Source organism: Lysinibacillus sp. Ag94 (genome assembly GCF_023242215.1).
Classification (GTDB): domain Bacteria; phylum Bacillota; class Bacilli; order Bacillales_A; family Planococcaceae; genus Lysinibacillus.
On sequence record NZ_CP096780.1, the window covers coordinates 881,791 to 905,922 of the forward strand.

The following is a 24,132-nucleotide window of genomic DNA, read 5'->3' on the forward strand; positions in this document are numbered from 1 at the left end:
ACCCTGAATAGAAGCCCACTTTATTTCATACGTTGTAAAAAACAAGGTGTGATGTCGAATGAAGTGGATTTCTATCCATTCGAAAAAGCGATTGCGTATTTTATACGTATTGTTTATGTTTGTAGCTGTTGCGGTTGTTATTAGGCTTGTCTTCTTACAAGTATTAGATCAAAAAGATCTGACAAAGAAAGCCGAAGAGAATTGGGACCGAGAAATTCCTTTTGCCAATGAGCGAGGGCATATTACTGACCGTAAGGGGAAAAATATTGTCACAAATAAGCTTGCGCCAACTTTGTATTTCATGCCTTCGCAAAGTAAGGATATTGAAGGAGCAGCAGCGAAAATTGCACAAGTTTTGGGAGTAGATGAACAAAAGCTGTTGGAAAAAATGAAGAAAAAAGCCTACTTAGTAAAGCTGGCACCTGAAGGAAAAAATATTTCGTATGAAAAAGCAGTGGAATTACAAGGTATGCAGATTGAGGGATTATATAGCGGTGTCGATTATACAAGGGATTATCCATACGGCACCTTACTATCTCGTTTTTTAGGCTTCACAGGTTATGATGCTCAAGGTTTAGCAGGAATTGAATATGAATATGATAAGTTGTTAAAGGCTAATTCTTCTGCAATACGGATCTTTACAGATGCGAAAGGGAATAATTTACCGAACGTAAAGAGCGCTTGGAAGGCTGGTGAAGATGGTGCAACGATCGAGCTAACGGTAGACGTAGATGTACAACAGGTCGTCGAGCGTGAACTGTCACAGGCAATGGAGCGCTATGATGCTGACCAAGCGATGGCGATTGCCATGAATCCAAATACTGGCGAGATTTTAGCGTTATCCTCATATCCAACCTTCGATCCGGCAGCATATCAAACGGTAGAGCCTGCTATCTACAATCGGAATTTACCAGTTTGGATGACTTATGAGCCAGGGTCAACGTTCAAAATTATAACGCTTAGTGCTGCTTTAGAAGAAAATGTAGTGGATTTAGAGAAGGATACTTTTTATGATCCAGGCTATTCAATGGTTGCAGGAGCAAGATTGCGCTGTTGGAAGCGTGAAGGTCATGGCTCTGAAACCTTCCTTGAAGTTGTAGAAAATTCTTGTAACCCTGGCTTTATTGAATTAGGTCAACGAATAGGTAATGAAAAACTACTACAATATGTTAAAGATTTTGGTTTTGGCAAAAAAACAGGTTCTAACATCGCTGGCGAAGCTTCAGGGATTTTATTTTCCAAAGATGCTTTTGGACCTGTTGAGCAGGCCACAACTTCATTTGGCCAAGGTGTTGCCGTAACACCCATTCAGCAAGTGCAAGCAGTAGCCGCAGCAGTAAATGGGGGCAAGCTTTATACGCCATATGTAGTGAAGAAAATTATGAATCCTAATACTGGAGAAGTTATAGAACAGACTAAACCGGAAGTTAAAAAACAGGTTATTCGTGAGGAAACGTCTGCAAAGGTACGAGGTGCATTAGAATCTGTTGTAGCAAAAGGCTCAGGACGTCAAGCTTACCGAGATGGATTACGGATTGGTGGCAAAACAGGTACAGCACAAAAGGTGGAAAATGGGCGTTATAAAGATGGTGAATATATCGTATCATTTATTGGCTTCGCACCTGCGGATAATCCACAAATTGTCGTTTATGTAGCAGTAGATAACCCGAAAAAGGGAACACAGTTTGGCGGTGTGATCGCAGCTCCAATCGTTGGACAGATTATTGAAGACGTAGCACCTTTTGTTGGCATTGAAAAATCGAAGGAACAGCTTGAAAAGGATTATCGTTGGGGTGACCCAATTACTGTGAAGGTACCAAGTTTTATTGGTCAAACGAAGGACGATATTGCCAAGCAACATTATCCATTCCGTATTGAATGGCATGGAGAAGGTAGTAAAATTGGCAATCAACTGCCTGAAGTGGATAGTGTTATTAAACAAGATGGCACCATTCATCTTTATTTAGAGAACTAATATAACTTTACCTTTAAAAAATGGGAAAGAACCACTATTATAATGAAGGGTAGTAATAAATACATGAAAGTTTGTGCTTTTTTCTTCAAGAAGAAAGTGAAACAAGATTTAAAGGAGATTTTTCAATGAAACTCGCAACAACACTTACCATTTTAGCTATTGCTTTTATAGTAACAGTTATCCTGGCACCAATTAGTATTCCACTTCTTCGCCGATTAAAGTTCGGTCAAAGTATTCGTGAAGAGGGACCACAATCCCATATGAAAAAAGCTGGTACACCAACAATGGGTGGCATTATTTTCTTACTTGCCATTATCCTCACTACTGTTGGTGTAGGTAGCTTTTTAGATTTATTTACAACACAAACCGTCGTACTGTTATTAGTATTAATAGGGTTTGGGTTAATCGGCTTGTTTGATGATAGCTTAAAGGTTGTTTTTAAACGTAATTTAGGACTAACATCACTTCAAAAGCTTATTGGTCAAATTGTCATTGCAATTTTGGCCTATTTCTTACTACATGTAGGATCGTTTGATACAACACTTGCTATACCATTTACAGATTGGACGATCGATCTTGGTATTTTCTATGTAGCCTTTTTAATTTTCTGGTTAGTGGGCTTCTCGAATGCAGTGAATTTAACAGACGGATTAGATGGACTTGTGGCAGGTACTGCATCTATTGCCTTTGCAGCATTTGGTGTTATTGCTCTGTTCCAAGATCAAGCTGACATCGCCTTATTTACATTTGCGGTAACAGGTGCGTTATTAGGATTTTTACTTTTTAATGCGAATCCTGCAAAGGTATTTATGGGGGATACGGGTTCGTTAGCATTAGGTGGAGCTTTAGCCATGGTCTCTGTGTTAGAAAAAGCAGAATTCCTACTGTTATTAATTGGATTGGTATTCGTTATTGAAACATTATCCGTTATTTTACAGGTAGGTAGCTTCAAACTTCGTAAAAAACGTATTTTTAAAATGAGTCCTATTCATCATCATTTTGAATTATCAGGTTGGTCAGAATGGAAGGTAGTACTTGTCTTTTGGTCAACTGCTTTAGCAGTAGCATTGATTGCAGTTTTATCGGAGGCGTTCTTATGAGAAACTTTTCAGATTTACAACATAAAAAAGTCCTTGTTTTAGGTCTAGCTAAAAGTGGTGTGGCTGCAGCTGAGATTTTACATGAGCTTGGCGCCTTTGTGACGGTCAATGATTCTAAACCATTTGATGAAAGCCCAGATGCGCAAGGTTTATTGCAAAAGGGAATCACGGTTATTTGTGGTCGTCATCCTGAGGATTTACTCGATGAAGGCTTTGAATTATTAGTGAAAAATCCAGGGATTCCTTATAGTAACAAAATAGTAGCAGATGCATTAAACCGTGGAATCCCCGTATGGACAGAAATTGAGCTTGCCTATTTAATTAGTGAAGCGCCGTTTATCGGTATTACAGGATCAAACGGTAAAACAACAACGACAACAGTAATTTTCGACATGTTGAATAACGGTGGTTTACAACCGTTAATTGCAGGGAATATAGGGACAGTTGCATGTGGTGTTGCAAGAGAAGCACAAAAGGATAATGTAATCGTTACAGAGTTATCATCTTTCCAATTAATGGGCACTAAAACTTTTAAGCCAAAAATTGCTATATTAACAAATCTTTATGATGCTCATCTTGATTATCATGGGACGTTTGACAATTATGCAGAGGCAAAGTTTGGTGTTACACGTAATCAAGATGAAAGCGATTATTTTATCTATAATGCTGATCAGCCGATCGTTGTTGGCTATGCAACACAATCAAAAGCTAAAAAGGTACCTTTTAGTTCTAAGGGACGTACGGATGAAGGAATTAGTGCGGATGATACAACAATTTACTGGCAAGGTGAGCCTTATCTAGATCGAGCAAATATCGCTTTGCCTGGTAAGCATAACTTAGAAAATATTTTAGCGGCTGTCGCAGCTTGTATTTTAGTCGGCTGTGACAAAGCTAAAATGGAAGAAGTTTTAGCGAAGTTTGGGGGAGTTCGTCACCGTACTCAGTTCGTGCGCGAATGGAACGGCCGCAAGATTTATAATGACTCAAAAGCAACAAACTGCTTAGCAACAAAAAGTGCTTTAGATGCATTCCAAGCACCTGTTATTTTATTGGCAGGTGGCTTAGATCGAGGACATTCGTTTGAAGAATTACGTCCATGTATGAGCCATGTAAAGGGTGTTGTTGCCTTTGGAGAAACAGGACTACGCTTTGTAGAATTTGCAAAGTCATGTGGTGTACAACATACTGTCATTGCCCAAAATGTTGAGGATGCAGTACATTACGCGGCGCCGCTGTCAGCAGAAGGCGATGTTATTCTATTATCTCCAGCATGTGCAAGTTGGGATCAATATGACAGCTTTGAAATACGAGGCGATGTTTTTATTGATGCTGTAATGAAGCTGTAATGAGCCTGTAATTATTTTAGAATATACTTGACTTGGAAGGATGGCAATACTGAGAGGGAAAGAAAGCTATTTATTGCTCGTCACAACATTGATGCTTTCTATAATCGGCATTATTTTCGTCTATTCTGCAGGTACCTATTGGAGTGCCGTTCATTATAGTGGAAAAATGCCGTTTTATATGAAGCAAAGTCTATACTTTGCGGTAGCTATTGTAGTGTTTTTAATCACTATTCGATTAAATATTTTAAAAGAGCAGTCCTTTTGGAAAATGGCCTATATATTTTCGTTAATTTTACTAGTCCTTGTACTTATACCAGGAATTGGACTAGTTCGAAATGGTTCTCAAAGCTGGATTGGCGTAGGTCCTTTAACAATTCAACCAGCAGAGCTAACGAAAATTACAGTCATTGTATATATGAGCCATATTTTAGCGCAGCATAAAACAGGTACGTCGATCGTTAATTGGCGGCATGGATTGATTTTATTATTGCCTGTAGTACTTATTATGCTTCAGCCTGATTTTGGTTCAGTTTTTATTCTCGTTGTGTCTGTGTTTTTATTGCTTTTTGTGGCAGGGTATCCTTTAAAGCTTTATGCAATGTTCTTGATAGCTGGAATTGCTGGATTAGTAGGCTTGATTGTTACAGCACCATACCGACTAAAGCGGATAGAGGCATTTATTGATCCGTGGGTCGATCCTTTAGGTAGTGGGTTTCAGGCTGTACAATCATTAATGGCTATAGGTCCCGCTGGAATTTTCGGGCATGGTTTTGGACAAAGTAGGCAAAAGTTTTTATATTTACCTGAACCACAAAATGACTTTATTTACGCAATCATTCTAGAAGAGGTTGGATTACTTGGTGGACTTGTTATTTTAGCACTTTTCGTACTGGTGATTTATGCAGGCTATAAATTTGCAGTGCAAGCTAAAACAAGAACAGCATATTTCGCAATCATCGGACTTGTAACGATGCTTGCCGTACAAGCATTTCTAAACATAGCAGTAGTGATTGGCTTAGTTCCTGTAACAGGCGTTACATTGCCTTTTATCAGTTATGGGGGAACATCTTTAGTAACAATGTGGCTAATAATAGGTATTATTTATCAATTAGCGAAATAAATATAAAGGAGGAGTACTTTTTTGGAGAAAGTAATTGACATAGAAGATCGCATACCTACGCTAAAAAAGCGACGAAAAAAGCGTACAAATCGGAAATTTATAGTGCTAATATTACTTTTCTTTACTGTGTTAGCAGTACTCCTTTATTTTCAATCTCCTTACAGTAAAATCAACAACATAACAGTCAACGGTGCTCGATTAGTAGAAGAACAATATTATATGAAGACAAGTACTCTTACAACTGGGAAGTCGATGTGGGGATTTAAAGTAGAAGACGTAGAGAAAATATTGCTAAAGGATAAATGGGTGAAAGAAGCACATGTTAAACGTAATTGGCTTCGAGGCGTGACCATAGATATTAAAGAATGGAAAAAGGTTGCGTACTTAGCTGGTGACGGTACTTATTATCCATTGCTTGAAAATGGCAAGCGCTTTGAACAAGTTGGGGATGATATTCCGATTGATGCACCTGTATTTATCGGCATAACTGGTGAAAAGACAATTAAGAAGCTCGTCAAGCAATTAGCACAATTAAACCCAGAAGTATTAGCATTAATTTCTCAAGTCAATACAAATAGTAATGAAACAAATCCTAATGCAATCAAGCTCTATATGAACGATGGCTATGAAGTTCGTGCCGTTATTCAAACTTTAGCAGAAAAACTAAATCATTACCCTTCGCTTGTGGCACAAATTCCAAATTTGGAAAAGGGGGTTATCGATTTAGAGGTCGGCTCGTATTATCGTCCTTTCAATACGGAGTACAACCAAAATATTGATTTAGATCAAGATGCGGCCAACCAGGAAGTGAAAAAAGATGAACAACAAGAAAAAGAATAGCAAAGAAAATTTCTTTTCAAGAAAACAATTTCAGTTGCTTATCGTTTGTGTAACTATGGGGTTTATCATTGGCTATTCCTACAACCAGGCAAAAGAAAATCGAGATACAGGTTCGACTAATAAGGAGCTTTTCGAGCAAGAGGATTCTTATCGTGAGGAGTTAATTGCACAACAAGAGCGCAATAAAGAATTATCAGAAGAGGCGAATGCTTTGCAAGAAAAAATTCGCAAGTATGAAAAATCGTTTGTCGCTAGCAAAAAGGATTATACAAAGCTTGTTGAAGAAGCAGAGGATTTACGCTTGTTGTTAGGTGATTTAAATTCAGAAGGAAAAGGGATACGTATTACCCTTCAAGATGGTGATTATAATCCAAAATCCGCTAATCCTAATGATTATATCGTGCATGAAAGTCATATTTTTAAATTGCTCAATGAACTTAAAATTTCTGGTGCGCAAGCAATTGCTATTAATGGTCAACGTGTTTTAGCGAATTCTTATATACGCTGTAATGGACCAGTCATCACTATTGATGGCAAGCAACACCCAGCTCCATTCGTCGTCGAAGCTGTAGGAGATTCAGCAACATTAATAGCTGCCTTAAACTTAACTGGTGGCGTTGTGGATCAATTATTAAATGACAATATAGTTGTATCATTAGAAGAAGATCAAAAGCTTGCAATGCCAAAAGCAAAAGTAGAAAGTTAAACGATTTCAAGTCAATATTTACAGATTAAATTTGGTTATAGCCTCTAGGTAGCTTATAGATATGCAAAGTTCAAGATCTAAGGCGTAAATCTGTGAGGGGTTACGATACGTCTAGGAGGGGCTATTTTGAAAAAAAATATGTTTACCCGAATAACGATCGTGCTATTTATTATCGGTTTGATGATAGCGGTACAATACAATACCATAAAGCAACCAGCTGAGCGAGATACACGAGATATTTGGGCCATAAGAGAGGAATTAGCAGAAGAGAAGCAAAGGCATTCCGCGTTATTAGCAGAAATTCGCTCACTTAATGAAGTAGTGGGTCGCTATGAGCAATCTGAGAAAGCAAATTTACAGTCAGCATTAAATGAAACGCTGAATCGTTTAAAACTACAGGCCGGGCTAACGGAAGTCACAAGTCCAGGAGTTATACTTCGAGTTGAACCAGCACCCGAATTAGTTGAAATGGGGTATGAAATTAAAGAAATTACACCTGATTTACTAACCCAATTACTAAATGCTCTGTTTAAAAACAATGCAGCGAGTGTCTCGATAGATGGAAATCGCGTTGTTCAGACGACAGCCATTCGAGACATAAATGGAAAGACTACAGTGAACAGTGTACCACTGTCCTCACCACCCTTTGAAATTTATGTTGGGACAAGCTCTTTTAAAGAAGCTCAAAAAATGTACAACTCGTTACAAGCTTCTACATTTATCGATTCCTTTTATTTGGATAACTTTAATTTAATAATAGAGGAACCATCTGAGCATTTAACAATCCCAGCATTTGATCAGCCATTGACAAATGATTATTTAGCAGAGGTGGAAAAAGGAGAATAATATATGTGGCTACCATTTTTAGGTTTGATATTTGGACTTGCCCTTGGCTTGTTAACAAATATACAAATACCCTCTATATATGAAAATTATCTGTCAATAGCTGTTTTAGCAGCTTTAGATACATTATTTGGCGGTATTCGTGCTCAATTACAGCAAGTATATGACGATAAAGTATTTGTATCAGGATTCTTTTTTAATATAGCTTTGGCAGCAGGATTAGCCTTTTTAGGTGTGTATTTAGGGATAGACTTATATTTAGCTGCTATTTTCGCTTTTGGAGTACGTTTGTTCCAAAATATAGCAATAATTAGGCGTATTCTACTAACTCGCTTAGATGAGAAACGTCATAAAAAGAACAAAAATTCCATAGAATGAGAGAAAAATTGAGCAAAATGCTCGATTTGCTTAGACATTATGCTGAATTTACAATAGAATGAGAATAAGAGCATTTTTTCAAGGAGGTGCAGCTAATTGAATCAGCAAGATTTATATATTTCCCTTGATATAGGATCCTCCTCTATCAAGGTATTAATAGGTGAAATGAGCGACGGGCAATTACATGTAATTGGCGTCGGAAATGTAAAATCGAATGGAGTTCGAAAAGGTGCAATTGTTGATATTGATGCAACAGTTCAATCGATTCGAAAAGCAATAGATCAAGCTGAACGAATGACAGGGTATCAAATTAATGAAGTCGTTTTAGGTGTTCCTGCTAACCAGACGATGTTACAGCTAGTTAAAGGTGTTGTCGCTGTAAATAGTGAAAATAGAGAAATTACAGATGATGATTTAGATAGAGTGGTAGAATCTGCACAAGTCATGTCAATACCTCCTGAACGTGAATTAGTAAATATTATTCCAAGACAATTTATTGTGGATAATTTAGATGAAATCAAAGATCCGCGAGGTATGATTGGTATTCGTTTAGAAATGGATGCCACAATGATCACAACTTCCAAAACACTTTTACACAATGTTTTACGTTGTGTAGAACGTGCAGGTCTTAGTATTCGAGAAATCTATTTACAACCATTAGCAGCAGGTTACTTTGCATTAACAGAGGATGAAAAAAACCAAGGTACCGCTTTCATTGATTTAGGAGGCGGTTCAACGACTATCACAGTATTCGAAGAAGGCCTGTTAACTCATACGGGTGTCATTCCAGTTGGTGGCGATCATATTACGAAAGATATTTCAATCGTCTTAAAAACACCAACAGAACAGGCAGAACAAATTAAACATCAATTTGGACATGCCTTTTATGATGACGCATCAGACGATGAGCTCTTCGAAGTACCAGTTGTAGGGACAGATTCAACAGATCAGTACAGTCAGCGCTTTATATCAGAAATAATTGGCGCTCGTTTGGAAGAATTATTTGAGTTAGTCATCGACGAGTTAGCCCGTCTAGGTGTAAGAGATTTACCAGGCGGTGTTGTTTTGACAGGAGGCGTTGCAAAGCTTGAGGGAATTGCTCAACTGGCACGCCAGATACTGCAAACACGTGTTAGAATATATACACCTGACTATATTGGCGTTAGAGAGCCTTCATTTACGACGGCAGTTGGACTTATTCGTTACGCCTATTTAGAAGATGATTTTTATGGGAAAAGTACAAATACGCAGCCTATCGAATATGCAGTTGTAGGATCCCCTGCAGCCACACCTAAGAAGCAAGAATATGCTGCACCTTCAGAATCAAAAGGAAGCGTAATCGGAAGAGCAAAAAAATTATTTGATAAATTTTTTGATTAACTTCTTTCAGCAAATGTCCTTTGTACCGAAAGCGTAGCGACAGGTACAGAAGTCTCCACCTCTATAGGTGGTGAGATAAATTCGGATTTAAGCTACTTTTCAGCAGATGTCCAAACACCTGCTGAAAGAAGGTAATGCCTACGGCGGATGTCACGGAATCGGAAAGGAGTTCTTAGTGAATGTTAGCCTAAAATCATCGCATTTATGCGATAACGGCTAACGGACCTGGTCTTGCAGGCCTAAGCACAAAGCCGATTCCGGACGCAATTATACCGAGGCATAATTGATCTTGAATGCGTAATGAATGATACAGAGTCGAGTTACCGTGGGAGGAAAAAGAAATGTTAGAATTTGATACAAGTGTTGATCAACTTGCAGTAATAAAAGTCATTGGTGTTGGTGGCGGCGGTAACAACGCTGTCAATCGAATGATAGAACATGGTGTACAAGGTGTTGACTTTATCGCAGTAAACACAGATGCACAAGCGCTAAATTTATCGAAAGCAGAAATAAAGCTACAGATTGGAACAAAACTTACACGTGGATTAGGTGCGGGGGCAAATCCTGAAGTAGGGAAAAAAGCTGCTGAAGAGAGCCGTGAACAATTAGAAGAGGTTCTACGCGGTGCAGATATGGTATTCGTTACAGCTGGAATGGGCGGAGGAACTGGTACTGGTGCTGCGCCAGTAATCGCTCAAATTGCTCGCGATTTAGGAGCTCTTACAGTCGGTGTTGTAACGCGTCCATTTACGTTTGAAGGTCGCAAACGACAAACACAAGCTATCGGCGGTATTGGTGGCATGAAGGAGTCTGTTGATACTTTAATCGTTATTCCGAACGACAAGCTGTTACAAATTGTTGATAAATCTACGCCAATGCTAGAGGCATTCCGTGAAGCAGATAATGTTTTACGACAAGGTGTACAAGGTATTTCGGATTTAATTGCAACGCCAGGTCTTATTAACTTAGACTTTGCAGACGTAAAAACAATTATGTCTAACAAAGGTTCAGCGTTAATGGGTATTGGTATAGCTACAGGTGAAAACCGTGCTGCAGAAGCAGCTAAGAAAGCTATTTCAAGTCCTTTACTTGAATCATCAATTGATGGCGCTAAAGGTGTCCTCATGAATATTACTGGTGGCTCAAATCTAAGCCTATTTGAAGTACAAGAGGCTGCAGATATTGTAGCATCAGCATCAGACGAAGAAGTAAATATGATTTTCGGTTCTGTTATTAACGAAAATCTAAAGGATGAAATTATTGTTACAGTTATTGCGACTGGTTTCTCAGAGGAAGCATTACAGCAACAGCGTAATACTACACGACCAACGTTAAATACAAATAGACAAGCTGCACAACAACAGCAAGCGCCGATTCGTGAGCAACGTCAAGATGTGCATGTACAGCAAGAACAACCACGCCAAAATCAACAAAATTATGTACAAGATGACATGCTTGAAGTACCAGCATTTTTACGTAACCGTAAAAATCGCGGATAAATTAGCATCCAAACTTTAAAAAGCAAAGCTCGTATTTACATTATGTGAAATACGAGCTTTTTTGTGTTGTTGAAAAACTATTATGTTATGAATGTTGCTTCTTTATTTGTTCCAGGCTACACATTTTCCTTGGTGACGAGCATCGAGCCGCTTCCTTCATTGTGCTGTCGCTGTCACTGTCACTCCGTTAAGACTATACTTTCACACTAAAAAATTTGTTGTTGTTGACGCCTTCACTTTAGCACAGAAAACATTTATTGCTGAAGTTTTATTATACATATCACTTTAAATTAGAGAGTGCCACGCCAGAAGATACATTCTATGTAAAGTAGTTGATTGGAGTGGAAACTGGTCGACTCCTCGGGGATCAGCGATTTAGAGGAACGAAGGCTAAAAGCATCACGTCCTGTGATAATGCCTCCGTGACCAACATCGTGTCGGCCCGAGACCCTGCAGCGAAGCGAAGCGGCTCATCGAACGCCCCCAGGAAGCTTGCTCTGTGCGGAAGCGAAGCGTCAGCAGCAAAGCGCCCAGTTGGAATGGAAATCAACCTCACGTTTTGCCCAAAAGCCATTTACTCATATTTAATATGACGCATAATTTCATTCATATTCCATTGATATTTTCAGTGACTTAAAAATTAATTATGTTCAAATGTGTAAGGAAAAGATGTATTTTGTCAAAACATTTTAATGAAATGATGCGATTGTTTGACAATATTTGTGGGAGTAACATGCTAACTTTGTATGTAGGAGGCGGCTGTTATGTATGGAGAATGGCTGGTGCTCATTAATACACTTTTTAATTTAGCGATACTCAAGTTTACGGCAAAAGTAACAGGGGTTTTTGTAAAGAACACGAGATTATTAATGAGTTCTATTTGTAGTAGTTTTGTAGCTGTAATTGGTGGACAAATGCTGTTAACGATGCTACTAAGCTTTATCTTACTGATCGGACTAGCTTTTCGCTTCAAGATTCGAAGCTTTCAAAAGCAAGGACCAATCGTTTTAACAGCAACAATTATTATTGGTGGATTATTAACTGCATTACAACCGTATTTAAAGAATCTTTCTGTTGTCCATTTTATAATGATTTGCCTACTACTAGCTGTTGGAAATCTTGTAGCTTTTTATAAGCAATGGGGATTTGTAAAGCTTGAGCGGTTAAGTGGTCAGTTTGTGTTTGATACGACGTTAAAAATTTTTGATGTAAAGATACCGCTTTCTGCATTTGTGGATACGGGAAATCAAGCGATTGAGCCACTATCAGGAAAACCTGTACATTTTGTCTCTTATGCAGCATTACGTCCACACTTACCTGCAGCATTTTGCAAATCATTATTAGAATGGCAAGAAACTGATCCGTATAATGTATCCATGTTTTCAGAAGATTATCAGCGTTATATTCGATTTATTCATGTCAATACAGTACAACAGCAATCGGTTGTATTAGGTTTTCGCTTTGAAGAGTGGCATATAAAGGGGGAGGACTCACAAGTGAAAACAAATGAATATATCGTTTTAACAAAAAAGGCTAAAAATTTTCCACATAGCACAGCAGCAATTTTGCATTTTTCAGCGCTTTCAAATAACTCATAGAGGGGGAGAACTATTGCTTCTTAGGCTACTTGCTAGCTTGAAAAAATTTTGGAGTAAGTTTCGGAGTCGTGAAACGTACTATATAGGGGGAAATGATTCATTGCCAGTGCCATTAAGTCGAGAAGAAGAAGTTACAGTCATTGCATCCTTTATGAATGGTGATTTACGAGCTAGAGATACACTAATTGAACGTAATTTACGTCTTGTTGTTTATATTGCTAGACGTTTTGATAATACGGGAACGCCGATTGAGGATTTAATAAGTATTGGCTCAATCGGTTTAATAAAGGCGATAGAAACGTTCAATACAGATAAAAATATTAAGCTTGCCACATATGCATCTCGTTGTATTGAAAATGAGATTTTGATGCATTTACGTAAAACAAGTCGCATGAAGGGTGAAGTTTCACTAGATGAACCATTAAACTCCGATGCTGATGGAAACGAGTTGTTATTGTCTGATATTTTAGGTACTGAAGAGCATATTATTTTAGACAATGTAGAGAAGAAAATTGAGCGTCAACATATGTTTCATGCCATTAATTTACTAGGTGCGCGTGAACGATATATTATGGAATGTCGTTTTGGCCTCAATGGAAAAATTGAAATGACTCAAAAAGAAGTTGCTGATCATTTAGGTATTTCGCAATCCTATATTTCCCGATTAGAGAAGAAAATTATTCAAGATTTACGTGAAAATCTGAATCAGCCAATTTCTTAGAGAGGGAAATTTAACCTACCTAAAATTGGTCTTGGCTTTTGTGCATATTCTCGTTTCTCTCGGACAAACTGATGTAACGGTTTAGTCAGAGAATAACATCCGGAGGAATCGAATATGCGAACTAAAGTAGATCTTTGCGGCTTAGATACATCGACTTTGCCAATTTTAAAGCACGAGGAAATGAAAGAACTATTCATTCGTTTACAAGCTGGAGAAAGTGAGATTAGGGAAGAGCTTGTAATGTGCAATTTAAGGTTAGTGCTCAGTATAGTCGGTAGATTTGCCTACAGGGGTGAACAGGCAGATGATTTATTTCAGGTAGGCTGTATTGGCCTCATGAAAGCTATTGATCATTTTGATTTGAAGCATAATGTACGTTTTTCAACATATGCTGTTCCGATGATCATTGGTGAAATTCGTCGCCATCTGCGTGATCATCATGCATTGCGCGTTTCTCGTTCTTTAAGAGATATTGCATATAAGGCAATGCAGGCAAAAGAACAATGGATAACCGATAATTTACGAGAGCCAACAATTGAAGAAATTGCTGAAATGATTGACATGAAAAAGGAAGATGTTTTATTTGCTCTAGATGCCATTCAAGATCCAGTTTCCTTACAGGAACCTATTTATTCAGACGGTGGAGACGCTGTTTATATGATGGACCAATTACGTGATGATGATGTATCGGAAGATCAATGGGTTGCCTACGTGTCAGTAAAGGAAAGTTTGCAAAAGTTAGATGATCGTCAACAAATGATTGTTGCAAAGCGTTTTTATTACGGTGAGACACAAACTGAAATTGCAAAAGAATTGGGGATTTCTCAAGCGCAAATTTCACGTCTGGAAAAAAATGCAATTGAAACAATGCAGAAAGATTATAAGTAAAAAACAATGCGCACCCGAATGCTCGGTGCGCATTTTAATTTATATCAATGGTATAAATTAAGTAGGGCTCCTCGGCAAAATGAGGGGGTGATTTCCGTTCTGACTGGGCGCTTTGTAGCTGACGCTCGCCCACAGGAAAGCGAGTAGCCTGGAACGGAAATCACCTCTTCTTTTTGCCAAAGAGAGATTCCTTAATCATTTCATTTTCATTTAAACAACAATAAACACATAAATATAAAGAGAAAACATAGTTTGTTGAGATAAAACGATGTTGAGAGTAATTGATTTAGGGAGGGATAAAATGCGTTTCTCGATGTTACAGCAAAAAGAAGTTATTGAAGCAGGCAATGGACGCTTTTTAGGATTTGTGGTAGATGCAGAGGTATCCAAAGAAACAGGCTATGTAACGGCTTTTATGATTGCAGAACCCCGTAAATATCTAGGATTTTTTCGTGGAGAAGAATCTGTTAGGAAAGTGTATATGAAAGATGTACTTGTAGTGGGGAAAGATGTAATTTTAGTAAAAGCACTATCCTAAAGAGAAAAATATCTAGATAAAGTAAGCAATTTTAAAGCATAGACGGGGTTAAAGTACTTTCACATAGGCCAGGCTATTCATTGATAATTCAAGCATTGCTTGTTACAATAAAGGAAACTATTGTTGTAAAGTTGGGAAAAACAGTGACAAAAATCTTAGTAAATTTGAAGAAAATTAATGATCTTATACAAACAGCAAAAAAACGTGCAAATCGTGAAACAGAAAAAGTCCAAGTTATTGCAGTGACAAAAGAAGTTTCTGTAGAAAGAACACAAGAAGCAATTGATGCGGGGCTTATACATTTAGGCGAGAACCGTCCTGAAGGCTTAAATCGTAAAATTGAAACGATTCAAGCTGATGTACATTGGCATTATATCGGGTCTTTACAAACTCGTAAGGTCAGACAAGTCATTAACAGTATTGATTTTTTACATTCATTAGATCGTTTGAGTTTAGCACAGGAAATTGAAAAAAGAGCAGACAAACCTGTCAAATGTTTTGTACAAGTTAATGTATCTGGCGAGGAAGCCAAACATGGTTTATCGATTGAAGAAGTCCTGCCTTTTATTGAATCATTAAAGGATTTTACAAAAATTCAAATTGTTGGTTTAATGACAATGGCACCAAACACAGATGAGGATACAATTATTCGCTCTGTTTTTAAGCAATTAAAACAATGTCAACAGCAAATAGCCGAGCAAGGATTCGCGCACGCTCCTTGTACCGAGTTATCAATGGGCATGTCTAATGACTTTGAAATTGCGGTAGAAGAAGGGGCTACATTTGTTCGAGTTGGAACGGCTCTTGTTGGAAATGAAAGAAGGGAACAGGATGAGCATGAAAAATAAAATTAAAAATTTCTTTTATCTTGAGGAAGAACTAGAAGAAGAAATCACGCAAGCTCCTATTCAACAGCAACAACCCGTACAACAACAGCAACAGATTCAATCTGCGAAGCCTAAAAAAATGATGAAGGAGCGTAAAGCGCAAGTTCAGGAAATTTTTCCACAAAGTACAACACCTACAAACAACATAGTAAGTTTGCAGGCAGCAATGAATTCTAAAGGCGCAAAAGTTGTCTTAGTTGAACCTAGAGTTTATGCCGAAGCACAGGATATTGCTGAACATTTGAAAAATAAGCGTGCAACGATCGTCAATTTACAACGTATTGAGCGAGAGCAAGGTGTACGAATTATTGATTTTTTAAGTGGCACAGTTTATGCACTTAGCGGTGATATCCAAAGAATCGGTAAAGACATTTTCCTATGCACACCTGATAATGTAGAAGTGTCTGGCGAAATTTCAAATTTTATTTTAGACGATAATTAATAGCGAGGATTGTAGTTTATATGGATTTATGGATAATTCTAAGTTATATATCATTAGCATTTAACGTGTATTCTTATATGTTAGTTGGATATGTTTTAATGTCATGGGTACCTGCTATACAAGATTCAGCAATTGGCCGTTTCCTTAAAATAGTATGTGAGCCTTACTTGAGTATTTTTAGGAAATTTATCCCTCCTATTGGGATGATTGACATTTCACCGATTGTGGCGATTTTTTTACTTAATTTTATTAAAAATGGGCTTTTTATTGTTATTCAAAAAATATTCTTTATGTTTTAATAAAAGAAATCCTCACGAACGGTGGGGATTTTTTATTTATGAGAAATACTAAATTTAAACAATATTTAGGCGTATGCCCTAGGAATACAATAAGCCGGAACAAATTTTGATTTTTTTATAAATCCTTAAAATACCAATGAAATGATACAAATAAAAGAGTGATAATAGAGGTGAAGTTATATGGAGCATTTAATACAGCATTTTAGGAAAGATGAACAGCCTTTCATTGAACAAGTTGTGGGCTGGCAGCATGAGGTAGAGGATCGATATGCTCCAAAGCTTACTGATTTTCTAGATCCCAGACAGCGCTTTATTGTAGCATCGATAATTGGGCAGTATGATACATTAAAAACAGCTAGTGCTGGGCTCTTTGATGAAGCAGAAAGACAACGCATGCTAATTTATCCTACTTATTATGAGCCTATGGAGGAAGATTTTCAGCTTACAGTATTTACGATTCAATATCCTGTGAAATTTGTCCAATTACGACATCCAGATGTCCTTGGAGCTTTGTTATCTTTAGGATTGGATCGTGGCAAATTCGGTGATATTCGTGTCAATGACCATCTTGTACAATTTGTAGTAGCGATTGAGGTAGCTGAATATGTACGCTTACATTTAACAGGCATTGGCAAGGTAAAGGTACATGTAGAATCGATTAAAGAGACGGAGCCTTTGCTACAAAACGAGGATGAGTGGCTAGAAGAATCTCATACTGTTTCTTCGATGCGTTTAGATGTGATTATTTCAACGATTTTAAAAATTTCTCGCCAAAAGGCACAAGCATTAATTACAGGTAAAAAGGTACGTGTCAATTGGACTGAACGAGATTCAGTTGCTTTTGAATTACAAGAAGGAGATATTTTATCTGTACGTGGAAACGGTCGAATAAAAATTATGATGACTGAAGGTCGTACAAAAAAAGATAAAATTCGTTTGCAAATCGGTCGATTGACCCAAAAAAGCTAAAAATCAAGTGAATTCCATTAATTTTTACTGCTAAGTTGTTGGAACAATTGTATAATAGAAAGTACGAATGTACATGTAAAGGAGAGAAGGATCGTATGCCATTATCACCTATTGATATACATAATAAGGAGTTTACTAAATCTTTCAGAGGTTATGCTGAAGATGAAGTAAATGAATTTTTAGATCAAATTATCAAAGACTATGAAATTTTGTTACGTGAAAAAAAGGAAGTAGACAGACAACTAGAAATTTCCTTAGAACAAGCGAGACATTTTAACTCATTAGAGGAAACGTTACAAAAATCAATTGTTGTTGCACAAGAAGCAGCTGATGAAGTACGAAGAAATTCTCAAAAAGAGGCTAAACTCATTGTAAAGGAAGCAGAAAAAAATGCTGATCGTATTATCAATGAGGCTTTAACAAAGGCTCGCAAAGTGACAATTGAAATTGATGAGCTGAAAAAGCAATCAAAGGTATTCCGTAATCGTTTTAAAATGCTTGTAGAAGCACAGCTGGATTTATTAAATGCTGACGATTGGGACCATTTGCTACAATATGATATTGACCTTACTGAAATTCAAGCATCTGTTGAAGAAGCACAGGAAGCCGATCAAGTTTAATCCTAAAGTAGGTAGCAATAAGTGAAACTTGACGTGATAGTATGATTTTCATATACTAATGTAATAGTAATTATTTAGAACACATATGCAAAATAGGCAGAGACGAAGACAGTATTTGTTAGGCGTAGTTAAGCGATTTGGGGATAGTGCGAGCCCGAACAAGCAATTAACAATGAACATCACTTCTGAGCTAAAATAACTGAATGCAGTAAGTTATTTCGTGATGCACGACGTTAACGTGCTTGAAGAGTGGTAGTACGATTTTGTGCTACAATTAGGGTGGTACCGCGAGTATAAGCTTCTCGTCCCTTTGAGGGATTGAGGGGCTTTTTTATGTTCAAATAGCGGAAGGCTTCCATTGGGCCCTATACTTTCGTTATTGAAAATTATTGATTTTGCTAATAACTTTTCTAAAACGACTGCCGTGAATATAAGTTATGCACACCCCTTAGAAAGTGAAATCAACCCTGCGTTATGGTGATGAGTCTAATAATTGTCGTTTATTGAACGTCTAAGTGCATATGTTCTTTGTTTGTAAACATAAAGGAGGAATTGAAAAATGGTTGAGTACAAAGATACTTTATTAATGCCAAAAACAGATTTCCCAATGCGTGGAAATTTACCGGCAAATGAACCGAAGATGCAAGAAAAATGGGATGAAATGGACATTAATAAATTACAGATGGAGCGTACTAAAGGTTATCCTGAGTATGTATTACATGATGGACCTCCATATGCAAATGGTGATATCCATATCGGCCATGCATTAAACAAAGTGCTAAAAGATATGATTACACGTCATCGCTCGATGACTGGCTACCATGTAAACTATATTCCAGGCTGGGATACTCATGGTTTACCAATTGAGCAAGCACTTACGAACAAAGGTGTAAAGCGCAAAGAAATGTCTGTTGCTGAATTCCGTAAATTATGTGAAGAGTATGCTTACGAGCAAATCGACAACCAACGTACACAATTCCGCCGTTTAGGTGTTCGTGGTGATTGGGAAAATCCATATATTACATTAAAGCCTGAATTTGAAGCTCGTCAAATTGAAGTTTTCGGAAAAATGGCTGAAAAAGGCTATATTTATAAAGGGTTAAAACCAGTTTACTGGTCTCCATCATCTGAATCTGCACTTGCAGAAGCAGAGATCGAATATAAAGATATTAAATCACCTTCGATTTATGTAAGCTTTGGGATTAAAGATGCTAAAGATGTTGTCCCAGCAGATGCTAAAATTATCATTTGGACAACAACACCTTGGACAATTCCTGCAAACTTAGGGATTTCTGTAAACCCTGAATTTATCTATGTAGTTGTTGCAGTTGCCGATAAAAAATTCATCATTGCAAAAGAATTATTAGCAACAGTTGCAAACGAACTTGAGTGGGAATCGTATGAAGTTGTTCAAGAAGTTAAAGGTGAAGCATTAGATCGAATTGTTGCACAGCATCCATTCTACGACCGTGAATCTCTTGTGATGGTTGGAGAGCACGTAACTGCTGAAGCGGGTACTGGCTGTGTTCATACAGCACCAGGACACGGGGAAGATGACTATCATATTAGTAAGCAATATGGTCTACCAATTCTTAGCCCTGTTGATAATAGCGGCTGCTACACAGATGAAGCACCTGGTTTTGAAGGTGTATTCTACAATGATGCCAACAAATTAATTACAGAAAAATTAAAAGAAGTTGGTGCATTAGAAAAGCTTAGCTTCTTTACACACTCTTATCCACATGACTGGCGTACAAAAAAACCAGTTATTTATCGTGCAACACCACAATGGTTTGCGTCAGTTGATGCATTCCGTGATGAGTTACTAGACGCTGTAAAATCAACAACATTTACACCTGCTTGGGGTGAAACTCGTCTTTATAATATGATTCGTGACCGTGGAGACTGGGTAATTTCACGTCAACGTGCTTGGGGTGTGCCAATTCCAATTTTCTATGCTGAAAATGGCGAACCTATTATTACACCAGAAACAATTGCCCATATCTCTGCATTATTCCGTGAGCACGGGTCAAATATTTGGTTCCAAAAAACAGCTAAAGAATTATTACCAGAAGGCTTCACGCATGCAGGTAGCCCGAACGGTGAATTTACAAAAGAAAACGATATTATGGACGTTTGGTTTGACTCAGGTTCTTCTCACCAAGGTGTATTAGTAGAACGTGGTATGAAATATCCAGCTGATCTTTATTTAGAGGGCTCTGACCAACACCGTGGATGGTTTAACTCATCATTAATTACTTCTGTAGCTATTAATGGCTATGCACCATATAAGGGACTATTAACTCATGGTTTCGTGCTAGATGGTGAAGGTCGTAAGATGAGTAAATCGTTAGGGAATGTAATTATCCCGAAAAAAGTTATGGATCAATATGGAGCAGATATTCTTCGTTTATGGGTTGCTTCTGTAGATTATACAGCCGACGTTCGTATCTCAATGGATATGTTGAAGCAAGTATCTGAGGTTTATCGAAAAATCCGTAACACATTCCGTTTCTTACACGGAAATATAGCTGATTTCGATGCAACGAAAGATCGAGTAGCATATGAGGATCTGCGCGAAATGGATCAGTACGTTTATATGCGTCTACAGGATGTATTAAAAACTGTACGTGTTGCATATGATCGCTATGATTTCGCAGCGGTTTATCATGCAGTGAATAACTTTGTTGCAGTAGAACTATCTTCATTCTATTTAGATATTGCAAAAGATGTAGTGTACATCGAAGGCCATGACAACAAAGATCGCCGTGCGATGCAAACAGTTATTTATGATACATTAATGACATTAGTAAAAGTAATGTCACCTATTATTCCTCATACAAGTGACGAGATGTGGTCTTACTTACATGCTCAAGGTGTTGTAGAAGAGGTATCTGTACAATTAACAGACTTCCCAGAGGTAGATGAACATACAAACTTCGAAAGTCTACGTGCAAAATGGGTGGAAATTATTGATGTTCGTGACGATATTTTAAAAGCATTAGAGGAAGCTCGTAATGCAAAAACAATTGGTAAATCACTTGAAGCAAAAGTGACAGTTTATGCGAAAGAAGATGTGGCAGCATTATTAAATGATGCAAGCATTGATTTTGCACAGCTTTCAATTGTTTCTGCTTTTGAAGTAGCGTCAATTGAAGCTGCACCTGCAGATGCATTAGCTCTAGAGCATGCATCGATTGTTGTAGAAAAAGCAACAGGTGAAAAATGTGAGCGTTGCTGGTCTATTTCTGAAACAGTCGGTTCAAACGAAGCACAACCAACAGTGTGTGCGCGTTGTGCAGAAGTTGTAGAAAAGTATTACGTTTAAAATAGCAATAGTAATGCAAACTAAAATAAAAACTTCTAGGTAATGAATAACGCAAGTCTCCTTGGTAATGGGGGCTTGCGTTTTTTTGAAGGCCGAGAGTGACGGATGAAATTCAAAGGGACGGAAAGAACAGAAGAAGCGACCGATAGAGCAGCCAAAATCGTGGATAGAATGGTCAAAGTCGTGGATAAAACCACCAAAATCGTGGATAGAGTAGCCAAAGCGACGGAAAGAAGAGTCGAAACGATGGATAGAGAAGCCAAAGTCGTGGATAGAACCACCAAGATCGTGGATAGAGTAGCCAAAGCGACGGATAGAGGGTCCAGAGTGACGGAAAGAACAGCTGAAGCGACGGATGAAAACCAAAGCGACGGAAAGAATAGCCGAAGAGACGGAAAGAGGGTCCAGAGTGACGGAAAGAAGGGCCGGAATGACGGGTGAAAACCAGAGCGATGGAAAGAATAGCCGAAGAGACGGATAGAGAGTCCAGAGCGACGGAAAGAACAGCTGAAGCGACGGATGAAATCAGAGCGACGGAAAGAATAGCCGAAGAGACGGATATAGAGTCCAAAGCGACGGAAAGAACAGCTGAAGTGACGGATGAAAACCAAAGCGACGGAAAGAATAGCCGAAGCGACGGAAAGAGGGTCCAGAGTGACGGAAAGAAGGGCCAGAATGACGGATGAAAACCAGAGCGATGGAAAGAATAGCCGAAGAGACGGATAGAGAGTCCAGAGCGACGGAAAGAAGAGCCGAAGAGACGGATATAGAGTCCAAAGCGACGGAAAGAACAGCTGAAGAGACGGATGAAAACCAGAGCGACGGAATGAAGAGTCGAAGAGACGGATAGAGAGTCCAGAGCGAGGGAAAGAAGAGTCGAAACGATGGATAGAGAAGCCAAAGTCGTGGATAGAACCACCAAAATCGTGGATAGAGTAGCCAAAGTCGTGGATAGAACCACCAAAATCATGGATAGAGTAGTCAAAGCGATAGACAGCACACCAAACATCCGCAGGAAGCGCCGAGTAGGAACGAAAATCCCTTCACACAATGGTATTGATCCATATTTTCATGCTATATTAGTTATTCTGGGATGGGCTGTTATGGTAGAATAGGTTAGATGTTGAGCGAACGGAGGAGTGTCTGTGTATAAATATTATGGATTGGCCGCATTCGTAGTTATTTTAGATCAGTGGACAAAATGGCTAATTGTGAAAAATATGGAGTTTGGCGAACGCATTTCAGTATGGGATCCGTGGTTTGGGATATTGTCTCATCGAAATAGAGGAGCGGCATGGGGAATGTTAGAAGGACAAATGTGGTTATTTAGCATTGTCACGATAGGCGTTATTTGTGCGATCCTGTACTTTTATCATAAAGAGGCTAAAGGTAAACCTATTTTTCAAGTAGGCTTAATGTTTTTATTAGGTGGGGCTGTAGGTAATTTTATTGACCGTATTTTTAGAGGTGAAGTGGTCGATTTTGTAAGTGTCTTAGTTCCAGTAATTAATTATGATTTCCCAATTTTCAATATTGCAGATGCTGCTTTAACATTGGCGGTAGTGATATTAATGATAGGCTTAATCGTTGAAGATAAAAAAGGAAAGAAACAGGTGAAAGAATGACGCAAGTATCATATACAATGGAAGAACAACAACAGGGAGAGCGCATTGATAAGGCGCTTTCGGGTGTGCAATCAGAGTGGTCGCGTACACAAATCGGGAATTGGATTACTGAGGGTATTGTCAAAGTAAATGGAGAGACTGTTAAGGCGAAGTATAAGGTAAAAGTAGGGGATATTATAGAGATTGATGTACCCGAAGCTGAGCCATTAGATGTGATTGCTGAAAACTTAGACCTTGATATTGTTTATGAAGATGCAGATGTCCTTGTTGTGAATAAACCAAAAGGCATGGTTGTCCATCCGGCACCTGGACATATGACAGGTACGCTTGTAAACGGCTTAATGTATCATTGCAAGGATTTATCGGGCATTAATGGTGTTATGCGACCAGGAATTGTTCACCGTATCGATAAAGATACATCAGGATTATTAATGGTTGCTAAAAATGATGCAGCTCATGAATCGTTAGTGAATCAGCTAGTCAATAAAACAGTGACACGTAAATATACTGCGCTAGTTCACGGGCACATTGCACATGATAAAGGCACAATTGATGCACCGATTGGTCGCGATCAAAAAGATCGTCAAAAACAAGCAGTTGTCGATAAAGGGAAGCATGCGGTAACTCACTTCCAAGTTATCGAACGCTTTGGTGAATACACGCTTGTAGAATGTCGCTTAGAAACGGGACGAACTCATCAGATTCGTGTGCATATGAATTATATTGGCTTCCCACTTGTTGGTGACCCAAAATATGGACCGAAAAAGACGATCGACTTTGGTGGACAAGTATTACACGCGGGTGTATTAGGCTTCGATCATCCTACATCAGGTGAATATTTGCAGTTTGAAGCACCAATTCCTGCTGATTATGAACAATTATTAAACGATTTAAGAAATAGGCATTGACGTATAGTAAAAGAAGGTCTATACTAACGAAAGTGAATGAACAACTTAACTAAATATTCACCTTTAAAGACAGTCCAGAGAGGCTGAGAAGGTACATGTGAATGTGTTGTAAAAAATTTGTG

At 38.2% G+C, this 24,132-nt stretch carries 24 protein-coding genes and 1 other annotated feature; all 24 genes read left to right on the forward strand.

Translation table 11 applies throughout. The annotated features are described in order from the left end of the window. The first annotated feature begins 58 nt into the window (after positions 1 to 58). The 24 genes from MY533_RS03915 to MY533_RS04030 all read left to right on the forward strand — a co-directional run bounded on the left by MY533_RS03915 (position 59) and on the right by MY533_RS04030 (position 24,010). Positions 59 to 1,975, forward strand: a complete 1,917-nt coding sequence (locus tag MY533_RS03915; RefSeq protein ID WP_248718102.1) for a stage V sporulation protein D — start codon at positions 59 to 61, stop codon at positions 1,973 to 1,975. Between the two features lie 125 nt (positions 1,976 to 2,100). Further along, positions 2,101 to 3,075, forward strand: coding sequence for a phospho-N-acetylmuramoyl-pentapeptide-transferase (gene mraY, locus MY533_RS03920; protein ID WP_132357555.1), 975 nt, complete (start codon positions 2,101 to 2,103; stop codon positions 3,073 to 3,075). Beyond that, entirely contained in the window at positions 3,072 to 4,421 is a 1,350-nt protein-coding gene (gene murD, locus MY533_RS03925) for a UDP-N-acetylmuramoyl-L-alanine--D-glutamate ligase (protein WP_248718103.1), read from the forward strand. Before mraY ends, murD begins: the two co-directional genes overlap by 4 nt. Positions 4,422 to 4,461: 40 nt before the next feature. Beyond that, positions 4,462 to 5,541 (forward strand): FtsW/RodA/SpoVE family cell cycle protein, encoded by a 1,080-nt coding sequence (locus MY533_RS03930; RefSeq protein ID WP_248718104.1) that lies wholly within the window; start codon positions 4,462 to 4,464, stop codon positions 5,539 to 5,541. A gap of 21 nt (positions 5,542 to 5,562) precedes the next feature. After that, positions 5,563 to 6,381, forward strand: a complete 819-nt coding sequence (locus MY533_RS03935; protein WP_132357549.1) for a cell division protein FtsQ/DivIB — start codon at positions 5,563 to 5,565, stop codon at positions 6,379 to 6,381. Beyond that, a complete protein-coding gene (locus MY533_RS03940; protein WP_248718105.1) occupies positions 6,359 to 7,087 on the forward strand; it encodes a DUF881 domain-containing protein in 729 nt (242 codons plus the stop codon). The genes MY533_RS03935 and MY533_RS03940 overlap by 23 nt, the downstream gene beginning before the upstream one ends. Before the next feature lie 126 nt (positions 7,088 to 7,213). Next, positions 7,214 to 7,933, forward strand: a complete 720-nt coding sequence (locus tag MY533_RS03945) for a DUF881 domain-containing protein (RefSeq protein WP_132357545.1) — start codon at positions 7,214 to 7,216, stop codon at positions 7,931 to 7,933. Positions 7,934 to 7,936: 3 nt separating this feature from the next. Further along, on the forward strand, positions 7,937 to 8,308 hold the full coding sequence (locus MY533_RS03950) for a small basic family protein (protein ID WP_132357543.1): 372 nt from the start codon (positions 7,937 to 7,939) through the stop codon (positions 8,306 to 8,308). A gap of 96 nt (positions 8,309 to 8,404) precedes the next feature. Continuing rightward, positions 8,405 to 9,688 (forward strand): cell division protein FtsA, encoded by a 1,284-nt coding sequence (gene ftsA / locus MY533_RS03955; protein WP_132357541.1) that lies wholly within the window; start codon positions 8,405 to 8,407, stop codon positions 9,686 to 9,688. A gap of 341 nt (positions 9,689 to 10,029) precedes the next feature. Next, a complete protein-coding gene (gene ftsZ / locus MY533_RS03960) occupies positions 10,030 to 11,187 on the forward strand; it encodes a cell division protein FtsZ (protein ID WP_100544024.1) in 1,158 nt (385 codons plus the stop codon). A 764-nt stretch (positions 11,188 to 11,951) separates the two neighbouring features. Then, complete coding sequence (locus MY533_RS03965; RefSeq protein WP_248718106.1) at positions 11,952 to 12,785, forward strand: sigma-E processing peptidase SpoIIGA; 834 nt, start codon at positions 11,952 to 11,954, stop codon at positions 12,783 to 12,785. A 13-nt stretch (positions 12,786 to 12,798) separates the two neighbouring features. Next, positions 12,799 to 13,506, forward strand: a complete 708-nt coding sequence (sigE, locus tag MY533_RS03970) for an RNA polymerase sporulation sigma factor SigE (RefSeq protein ID WP_049668349.1) — start codon at positions 12,799 to 12,801, stop codon at positions 13,504 to 13,506. A gap of 114 nt (positions 13,507 to 13,620) precedes the next feature. Next, positions 13,621 to 14,394, forward strand: a complete 774-nt coding sequence (sigG, locus tag MY533_RS03975) for an RNA polymerase sporulation sigma factor SigG (RefSeq protein WP_132357537.1) — start codon at positions 13,621 to 13,623, stop codon at positions 14,392 to 14,394. Between the two features lie 301 nt (positions 14,395 to 14,695). Beyond that, positions 14,696 to 14,932 carry a PRC-barrel domain-containing protein gene (locus tag MY533_RS03980; protein ID WP_049668351.1) on the forward strand — a complete coding sequence of 79 codons (237 nt, stop codon included), beginning with the start codon at positions 14,696 to 14,698 and terminating at the stop codon, positions 14,930 to 14,932. A 143-nt stretch (positions 14,933 to 15,075) separates the two neighbouring features. Beyond that, positions 15,076 to 15,780, forward strand: coding sequence for a YggS family pyridoxal phosphate-dependent enzyme (locus MY533_RS03985; protein ID WP_305883988.1), 705 nt, complete (start codon positions 15,076 to 15,078; stop codon positions 15,778 to 15,780). Beyond that, entirely contained in the window at positions 15,764 to 16,261 is a 498-nt protein-coding gene (locus MY533_RS03990; RefSeq protein ID WP_132357533.1) for a cell division protein SepF, read from the forward strand. The genes MY533_RS03985 and MY533_RS03990 overlap by 17 nt, the downstream gene beginning before the upstream one ends. A gap of 20 nt (positions 16,262 to 16,281) precedes the next feature. Further along, positions 16,282 to 16,560: a YggT family protein gene (locus MY533_RS03995; RefSeq protein WP_248718108.1), complete on the forward strand. Its 279-nt coding sequence runs from the start codon at positions 16,282 to 16,284 to the stop codon at positions 16,558 to 16,560. A gap of 180 nt (positions 16,561 to 16,740) precedes the next feature. Continuing rightward, positions 16,741 to 17,529: a YlmH family RNA-binding protein gene (locus MY533_RS04000; RefSeq protein WP_248718109.1), complete on the forward strand. Its 789-nt coding sequence runs from the start codon at positions 16,741 to 16,743 to the stop codon at positions 17,527 to 17,529. A gap of 95 nt (positions 17,530 to 17,624) precedes the next feature. After that, on the forward strand, positions 17,625 to 18,149 hold the full coding sequence (locus MY533_RS04005; RefSeq protein WP_132357526.1) for a DivIVA domain-containing protein: 525 nt from the start codon (positions 17,625 to 17,627) through the stop codon (positions 18,147 to 18,149). A gap of 90 nt (positions 18,150 to 18,239) precedes the next feature. Beyond that, positions 18,240 to 18,462: a binding site (T-box leader), on the forward strand. A gap of 246 nt (positions 18,463 to 18,708) precedes the next feature. Then, positions 18,709 to 21,477: an isoleucine--tRNA ligase gene (gene ileS, locus MY533_RS04010; protein ID WP_248718110.1), complete on the forward strand. Its 2,769-nt coding sequence runs from the start codon at positions 18,709 to 18,711 to the stop codon at positions 21,475 to 21,477. A gap of 105 nt (positions 21,478 to 21,582) precedes the next feature. Beyond that, on the forward strand, positions 21,583 to 21,918 hold the full coding sequence (locus MY533_RS04015) for a hypothetical protein (protein WP_248718111.1): 336 nt from the start codon (positions 21,583 to 21,585) through the stop codon (positions 21,916 to 21,918). A 443-nt stretch (positions 21,919 to 22,361) separates the two neighbouring features. Beyond that, entirely contained in the window at positions 22,362 to 22,592 is a 231-nt protein-coding gene (locus tag MY533_RS04020) for a hypothetical protein (protein WP_248718112.1), read from the forward strand. A gap of 30 nt (positions 22,593 to 22,622) precedes the next feature. Next, entirely contained in the window at positions 22,623 to 23,102 is a 480-nt protein-coding gene (gene lspA / locus MY533_RS04025) for a signal peptidase II (RefSeq protein ID WP_248718113.1), read from the forward strand. Next, the gene (locus tag MY533_RS04030) at positions 23,099 to 24,010 is read left to right on the forward strand and encodes an RluA family pseudouridine synthase (RefSeq protein WP_132357520.1); all 912 of its coding nucleotides are present in this window, start codon (positions 23,099 to 23,101) and stop codon (positions 24,008 to 24,010) included. The genes lspA and MY533_RS04030 overlap by 4 nt, the downstream gene beginning before the upstream one ends. The last annotated feature ends 122 nt before the right edge of the window (positions 24,011 to 24,132 follow it).

Coding starts and splice junctions, on each gene's coding strand:
- MY533_RS03915 (WP_248718102.1), top strand. CDS start 59: ATGAAGTGGATTTCTATCCATTCGAAAAAGCGATTGCGTATTTTATAC.
- MY533_RS04020 (WP_248718112.1), top strand. CDS start 22,362: ATGGATAGAGAAGCCAAAGTCGTGGATAGAACCACCAAAATCGTGGAT.
- MY533_RS04015 (WP_248718111.1), top strand. CDS start 21,583: ATGAAATTCAAAGGGACGGAAAGAACAGAAGAAGCGACCGATAGAGCA.
- MY533_RS04000 (WP_248718109.1), top strand. CDS start 16,741: ATGGAGCATTTAATACAGCATTTTAGGAAAGATGAACAGCCTTTCATT.
- sigG (WP_132357537.1), top strand. CDS start 13,621: ATGCGAACTAAAGTAGATCTTTGCGGCTTAGATACATCGACTTTGCCA.
- MY533_RS03940 (WP_248718105.1), top strand. CDS start 6,359: ATGAACAACAAGAAAAAGAATAGCAAAGAAAATTTCTTTTCAAGAAAA.
- MY533_RS03965 (WP_248718106.1), top strand. CDS start 11,952: ATGTATGGAGAATGGCTGGTGCTCATTAATACACTTTTTAATTTAGCG.
- MY533_RS03995 (WP_248718108.1), top strand. CDS start 16,282: ATGGATTTATGGATAATTCTAAGTTATATATCATTAGCATTTAACGTG.
- mraY (WP_132357555.1), top strand. CDS start 2,101: ATGAAACTCGCAACAACACTTACCATTTTAGCTATTGCTTTTATAGTA.
- MY533_RS04005 (WP_132357526.1), top strand. CDS start 17,625: ATGCCATTATCACCTATTGATATACATAATAAGGAGTTTACTAAATCT.
- ftsZ (WP_100544024.1), top strand. CDS start 10,030: ATGTTAGAATTTGATACAAGTGTTGATCAACTTGCAGTAATAAAAGTC.
- murD (WP_248718103.1), top strand. CDS start 3,072: ATGAGAAACTTTTCAGATTTACAACATAAAAAAGTCCTTGTTTTAGGT.
- MY533_RS03950 (WP_132357543.1), top strand. CDS start 7,937: ATGTGGCTACCATTTTTAGGTTTGATATTTGGACTTGCCCTTGGCTTG.
- MY533_RS03980 (WP_049668351.1), top strand. CDS start 14,696: ATGCGTTTCTCGATGTTACAGCAAAAAGAAGTTATTGAAGCAGGCAAT.
- MY533_RS04030 (WP_132357520.1), top strand. CDS start 23,099: ATGACGCAAGTATCATATACAATGGAAGAACAACAACAGGGAGAGCGC.
- MY533_RS03930 (WP_248718104.1), top strand. CDS start 4,462: ATGGCAATACTGAGAGGGAAAGAAAGCTATTTATTGCTCGTCACAACA.
- ileS (WP_248718110.1), top strand. CDS start 18,709: ATGGTTGAGTACAAAGATACTTTATTAATGCCAAAAACAGATTTCCCA.
- MY533_RS03990 (WP_132357533.1), top strand. CDS start 15,764: ATGAGCATGAAAAATAAAATTAAAAATTTCTTTTATCTTGAGGAAGAA.